4 protein-coding genes are annotated in these 6,694 nt (G+C 70.3%); all 4 read left to right on the top strand.

What is annotated here, in order from left to right; genetic code table 11:
* The first annotated feature begins 48 nt into the window (after positions 1-48).
* Entirely contained in the window at positions 49-708 is a 660-nt protein-coding gene (locus tag AC1DVT_RS16825) for a YesL family protein (RefSeq protein WP_477390151.1), read from the top strand.
* A gap of 5 nt (positions 709-713) precedes the next feature.
* Positions 714-3,107, top strand: a complete 2,394-nt coding sequence (locus AC1DVT_RS16820; RefSeq protein WP_477390149.1) for a glycoside hydrolase family 2 TIM barrel-domain containing protein — start codon at positions 714-716, stop codon at positions 3,105-3,107.
* On the top strand, positions 3,104-4,324 hold the full coding sequence (locus tag AC1DVT_RS16815) for an ROK family protein (protein WP_477390147.1): 1,221 nt from the start codon (positions 3,104-3,106) through the stop codon (positions 4,322-4,324). Before AC1DVT_RS16820 ends, AC1DVT_RS16815 begins: the two co-directional genes overlap by 4 nt.
* A gap of 27 nt (positions 4,325-4,351) precedes the next feature.
* The coding region (locus tag AC1DVT_RS16810; RefSeq protein WP_477390145.1) for a beta-galactosidase at positions 4,352-6,694 on the top strand (2,343 nt) is incomplete at its 3' end.

Genomic DNA, 6,694 nt, shown 5'->3' with positions numbered 1-6,694 from the left:
GGTCCGCACCACGCGGGCCCGCCCGACCCATCTGGACAGGACATACGAATGAGCGGCTTCTTCGCCCCGGACTCCGCGGCAATGCGGTTCCTGACGCGGATCGCTGATCTGATGATCCTCAATGTGGTGTTCATCGCGACGTCGATCCCGATCGTGACGATCGGCGCAGCGCTGACCGGCCTGAACTTCACCGCGATGCGCCTCGCGCGGGGCCAGTCCGACTCCACCACGGGCGACTACTTCCGCTCCTTCCGGCGCAACTTCCGCCAGGCGACCCTGATCTGGCTGCTGGTGCTGCTCATGGCCGCCGTTCTCGGCGCCTGGTACCTGGTGGTCGCGACCTACGTGACAGAGCCGGTCATCCAGTTCATCGTGTTCGCGGTCTGGTACCTGGTGGCATTCGTCCTCGCACTCAACGTGCTGTGGGTCTTCCCCTACCTCGCCAACTTCGAGGGCACCATCCGCGAAGTGCTCCGCAACGCGCGGCTGATCTCAGGCAAGCACGTGCTCACGTCGCTGTCCGCCTTCGCGATCATCGCGCTCGCCGTGATCGTCTCCATCTTCTACAGCCAGGTGACCGCCTACGGCCTGCTGTGGCTCGTGATCGGCTTCTCCGGAATCGCCTTCCTCACCGGCATCCTGTTCTCCCGCGTCTTCGACAAGTACGCCCCCCAACCGACACCCGACGCCCCATCCGACGAGGAATAGCGCACATGCAGACCATGCCGATCAGCCGGTGGGTGTTCACCCATTCCGACGAGCGGGGTTTCTCGGCAAAGGGCTTCGACGACACGTCGTGGCGCCCCGTCACCGTGCCCCACGACTGGAGCGTCGAGCAGGACTTCTCGGCGTCCCACTCCAGTGGCACCGGGTACCTGCCCGGTGGCGTCGGCTGGTATCGCGCCCACATCGCGCCGTCCGAACTCGGCMTGCAGCACGGGCAGCACGTGCGCGTCGTCTTCCACGGCGTGTACAAGAACTCCGATGTCTGGGTGAACGGGTATCACATGGGCGGGCGGCCCTCCGGGTACGCGCAGTTCTCCTTCGACCTCACCGAGATCCTCTCCTATGCGCCCGACGACGATCTGGTCGTGAGCGTCCGGGTGGAGCACGCCGACATCTCGGACTCCCGCTGGTACAACGGGTCGGGCATCACCCGGCGCGTGGAGCTCGTGGTGGACGAGCCGGTCAGGGTGCGCGAGCACGGGACCGCCTTCACGACGGTGTCGACGGATGCCGCGGCCGCGACGGTGCGGATCGTCCAGGGCGTCGTCAACGACACGGCGACCGCGGCGACGGTGCGCGTGCGCCAGCAGCTCCGCTCGCTCACCTCGGGTCGTGTCCACGAGTTCGGCACCGAGATCGACGTTCCGGCCGGCGGCTCGGCCGAGGCCGCGATCACCGCCTCCTTGCCGGAGCCGGAGCTCTGGTCCGACACCGACCCTCGTCTGCACCGCCTGACGACGACCCTCGAATGGCTGAGCGATGGCGTCCTGCGCCGCGGGGTCTCCGAGGAGATGGTCGGCGTGCGCACGTTCCACTTCGACCCCGACCACGGCTTCTTCATCAACGGCGAGGCGCGCGTCCTCAAGGGCGTGTGCCTGCACGAGGACGCCGGCCCGTTCGGCACCGCCGTGCCGGCGAGCGTCTGGCTCCGCCGACTGCTCAAGCTCAAGGAGATGGGCTGCAACGCGGTGCGGATGGCGCACAACCCGCACGCCCCCGAGCTGTATGCGCTGTGCGACGTGCTCGGGTTCTACGTCATCGACGAGGCGTTCGACGAGTGGGAGAACCCGAAGAACAAGTGGTGGCAGGGGCACAACGTGTACCCGCCTCGGCACGAGGGATATGCGCAGGACTTCCCCGCCTGGCACGAGCGCGACCTCGGCGCCATGGTCGACGCCGGCCGCAACCGTCCGTCGATCATCGCGTGGAGCATCGGCAACGAGATCGACTACCCCAACGACCCGTACGCCCATCCGCTCTTCAAAGAGGTCGTGGGCAACAACGATGCGGGCAAGCCCGCGGCCGAGCGCCTCTACGACCCGAACCGGCCGGACATCCGGCGTCTGACGACGATCGCGAAGCGGCTGGCGGACATCGTCCGTGCGAAGGATCCGACCCGCCCGGTGACCCTGGCGGCGGCGCTGCCGGAGCTGTCCAGCCAGACCGGTTTCCTCGATGAGCTCGACCTCGTCGGCTACAACTACAAGGAGCACCTGTACGAGGCCGACCACCGGCGGTTCCCCGACAAGCCGCTCATCGGCAGCGAGAACTCGCACCGCTACGGCGACTGGCTGCAGGTGGAGCGCAACGACTACATCGCCGGGCAGTTCCTGTGGACCGGGATCGACTACCTGGGCGAGGCGCGGGGCTGGCCGACCCATGGCTCCGGGGCAGGACTGCTGACGCTCGCGGGCTTCGAGAAGGACGCCTGGCACCTCCGCCGCAGCTGGTGGTCGAACGAGCCGGTCGCGCACGTCGTCACCCGCCCGCACCGTGACACCGACGCCGAGGACACCTTCCGCAGCCACGCGGTCGCCCGCAGCTGGGACGAGAACGATGGGCAGCCGCTCGAGGTGCTCTGCTTCGGGAACGGCGACGAGCTGCGACTGAGGTACGGGGACGAGGAGCTCCCGCTGGTGCATCAGGAACGCCACGGGTACTGGGCCGCGGTGACGACCACCCGCGCCGAGGCGCTGGTGCTGGAGACGCTCCGGTCCGGCGAGGTGGTCGCCCGCGACGTGCTCCGGCCGAGAAGCCCGGCGGTGCGGATCGACGCAGCCGCGTGGACCGCACCCGGAGGCGTCGTCGATCGGTGCGTCGGTGCCGGTCTCGCCGACGACCGGGTCCTGCAGATCGAGTGCACCCTGCGCGACGAGCGCGGCGACGTCGCCTGCGGCGAGCGGGTCGTGACGGCTGTCGTGGACGGCGGTGCGCTCCTCGGGCTGGAGAATGGGGATCTGAGTGACAACACCCCGTACACCGCGAACCGCCGCCGCACGCTCGACGGCCGCCTGATCGTGTTCGTGCAGCCCGGGGCGTCGGCGATCCTGACGCTGAGCTCGCCCGGTCTGCCCGACGTACGAATGGAGTGGTCAACATGAGGCGGACGTCGCGCGACATCCGCAGCGACTCCCGGCTCGACGTGCTCCACGGGGTGCTGTCCGCCGGCGAGACGACGCGGAATGAGCTCGCGCAGTCGACCGGGCTGAGCCCGGCCACCGTGGTCACCGTCGTCGGCGAGCTGCTGGCCGAAGGCATCATCGAGGAGCGGAAGGTGACGGCCGGACGGATCGGCCGACCAACCGCAACGCTGGCGATGAACAAGGCGCGCGGCCTCGTCGTGGGGGTCGACGTCGCCGAGACCTACGTCCGCGCCGTGATGTTCGACACCGCGCTGAACGAGATCAGCTCTGCGGAGAGTGCGCGGGATGAGCACGTGCTGGATCCGGACGCCGTCGTCGAGGCCATCGGCGGCACCGTCGACCGCCTGCTCGACKACGCCGGCGTCTCGCGCGCGGAGGTGCTCGGTGTCGGCGTCTCGCTTCCCGGACTGATCCAGGGGCCGCTCGGCGTCTCGGTCGTGGTGCCGTACTGGAAGTGGCAGACCGTCGAGCTGGAGCATCTGCGCGCACGCGTCGGGCTGCCGCTCGTGATCGAGAATCCGCTCAAATCAATCGCGATCGCGGAGCTCTGGCTCGGCAGCGGCCGGAACTACTCGAGCCTTGCGACCATCAACCTCGGCACGGGTGTCGGCGCTGGGATCGTGCTGGAAGGCCGGATCCTGCGCGGCGCGACCAACACGGCGGGGGAGTGGGGTCACACCCTGCTGGTCCTCGACGGCCGGCGCTGCCGGTGCGGTCGGGACGGCTGCGTCGAGGCGTACATCGGCGCCCTCGGCATCCAGCAGACCCTGCGCGAGATCGCGCCAGGGCATCCGCTTGCGGACATGGACATGCAGAACGACTTCATCCTTGCGCTCGCCGCGGTGGCCGACGGGCCGGAGCCCGACCCGGCGGTCACGGAGACGATCGAGCGCACGGCGTACTATCTGGGATCGGCCCTCGCCGATCTCGTCGCCGTGGTCAACCCCGAGGTCGTGACGCTCACCGGCTGGACGACCTGGGCGCTCGGTGAGCACCTTCTCCCCGCGACGCGTCAGCACCTCCTCGAGCAGTCACCGGGTGGATCGCTCGGCGCGGAGCTTGAAGTCTCCACCGTCCGGGGCAACTCGGTGGCGACCGGCGTGGCGACCGTCGTCCTGGAGCGGTTCCTGGTCGACGCGGGGCTGCTGACCTCGACGATCCCCGTCGCCCTCTAGCGGACCGAACCACGAAGGACGAAGAACATGGCAGTAACAGGGGTGCGCGACATCCGGACCGGCATCGACGACGCAGCGCCGCGCGCCGAGGTCACCTCGGTGGTGCGAGTGACCCCGGCGGGCCTCTCACTGCACGGGCGGGATGAGGTGCTCCTGTGCGCCTCGCTGTTCCCCTTCCGCATCCCGCGCGAAGAGTGGAAGCAGCGTCTGGATGCGGTGCGCGACTCGGGCTACCAGGTCATCGACGTCTACCTGCCGTGGAACTTCCACGAGCTCTCGCCGGGCGAGTGGGACTTCACCGGCCGCCGGGACGTCGGCGTGTTCCTCGACCTCGCGCACGAGACTGGGCTCGCCGTCATCGCCCGGCCGGGTCCGTACATCTGCTCGGAGTGGGACGGTGGCGCGCTTCCCGCCTGGCTGACCCTCGAAGACGGGCTGCGGATCCGTGACGCCGACCCGCAGTTCCTGGCCCATGTCGAGGAGTGGTTCGCGCGGGCGCTGCCGATCATCGCGCAGCGCCAGGCGGACGTCGGCGGCGCGGTCATCGCCGTCCAGCTCGAGAACGAACTCGACTTCTTCGACACCGCCGACCGGCACGGCTACCTCACTGCCCTCCGGGATCTCGCGCTCGCCGCCGGGATCACCGTCCCGCTCATCGCCTGCGCGGGGCAGGGCGACCTGACCGGCGCGACGGGCGGCGTCGACGGCGTCGTGCCGACCTTCAACTTCTACCCCGACGACGACTGGGCCGAGATCGAGCCGCTGGTGCGCCGGTACACCGACCTGCTCGCCGATCGCGGACTGCCGCTGCTGGTCACCGAGACCAACCGCGTGCACCGCACCCTGCGCCGCCTGCTGGTGAGCGGCGCCCGCGTGATCGCGCCGTACCTGCAGGCCTCCGGCTACAACTTCGGGTACACGCCGTCGATCGGCAACTGGGGCGACCCGGGCGGGTTCATGTCGCACGACTACGACTTCCACGGCTACCTCTCGCCCACCGGCGAGGCGCGCGCGGAGTTCGCCGAGGCCCGGGTGCTCGCCGCGGTCGTGCGCACCCTCGGTGCGGCACTGGCGCGTGCGACGGCCGAGGCCGCGCCGGGCGCCTACCGCACCGCTGCGCCGACGTCATCGTCACCCTCCCGCCTCGTGCTCGATCACGGGGCAACGCTCCTCGGCATCCCGAATCTGGGCGATGCGATGACGGATGCCGTGCTCCTGGCGCACCGCGGACTGCCCGAGGTGACGATCCCGCTGCCGCCGAAGTCCTGCACGCTGGTCACGCGGGACCTTTCGCTCGAGCGTTTCGGCCTGCCGGGCACGCTCGCCCTGGCCACTGCCGACCTCGTGGGAGCGGAGGCGGCGGGCATCGTGCTGGCCACGCGCGTGCCGAGCGCCGTGGCGTTCGCCCTCCCCGAAGCGCTGGGGCACGCGGCCACGAGCCTCGGTCACCTCGTCTCCACCGATTCCGGGGTGGTGCTCGCAGAACTGCCCGCGCCGCAGCCGGGCTCGCCGATTCGCGCCGTGCTGGCGCTCGGGCCGACCGAGTGGCCGGTGACGGTGTGGCACACCGACGACCTCCCCACCGCCGACGGTTCGCTGCCCCGGGTGCCGGCGGCCCAGCGCGTTCAGCCGAGCGTGCTCACGGCGGCCAGCCGACTCGCGCTTCCCACCCGCTGCGGGACGATCGCGAGCCACGCGCTTCCTCCGGCGTCGGAGTCGCTGGGCGTGCACCGCGGCCGCGTGCACTACGCCGCCGATGTGTCCGCCACGGACGCGCTCGTCATCGTCGGAGCGAGCGACATCGTCGATCTCGCGCTCGACGGCCGCGCGCTCCCGACGATCGCCCGGTTCGGCGCCACCGAGCTCGTCCCGACCGGCGGTGCGACCCGTCTCGACGCGACAGTCGAGACGTGGGGCCACGCGAACTTCGACGACGGCCGGCTGCCTGCGCTCCGCCTCGGATCGCTCCGCGGCATCGGTCGTGTATGGGGCGTGGTGGGTCAGCAGGACGTCACCGGTATGTGGACGATCGACGGTCCCGGAACCTGGGCCGGCGCCCCCGCCCCGCTGCCGGTCCTCGGCGGCTGGAGCAGCACCCGCGTGGGCGCGGCGGTCACCTACCGTCGACAGCTCGACGTCGACGGCATCCATCACCACGCCGTGCGCTTCGGAATCGTCCCCGGCACGATCAGCGTCGACATCGGCGGTCGCACGCAGATCGTGTCGGCTGAAGATCCGTGGCTGCACCTCGCACCCGGCGAGGGCCAGGACATCGCGGTCACCCTCGCGCACCAGCCGGGCGGTCTCGCGGGGGCGACCCTCTTCCGCCTGGCCGAGGTGCGCGGATGGGATGTCGAACCGCAGCCCGAC

The organism is Microbacterium sp. P2_F9 (genome assembly GCF_056403635.1).
The sequence above is the reverse complement of the archived record's forward strand: the minus strand, read 5'-3'. Positions and strand labels throughout refer to the sequence as shown.

Bases quoted from the DNA above. Each gene is read 5' to 3' on its own strand.
- AC1DVT_RS16825 (WP_477390151.1), top strand. From the start codon at position 49: ATGAGCGGCTTCTTCGCCCCGGACTCCGCGGCAATGCGGTTCCTGACG.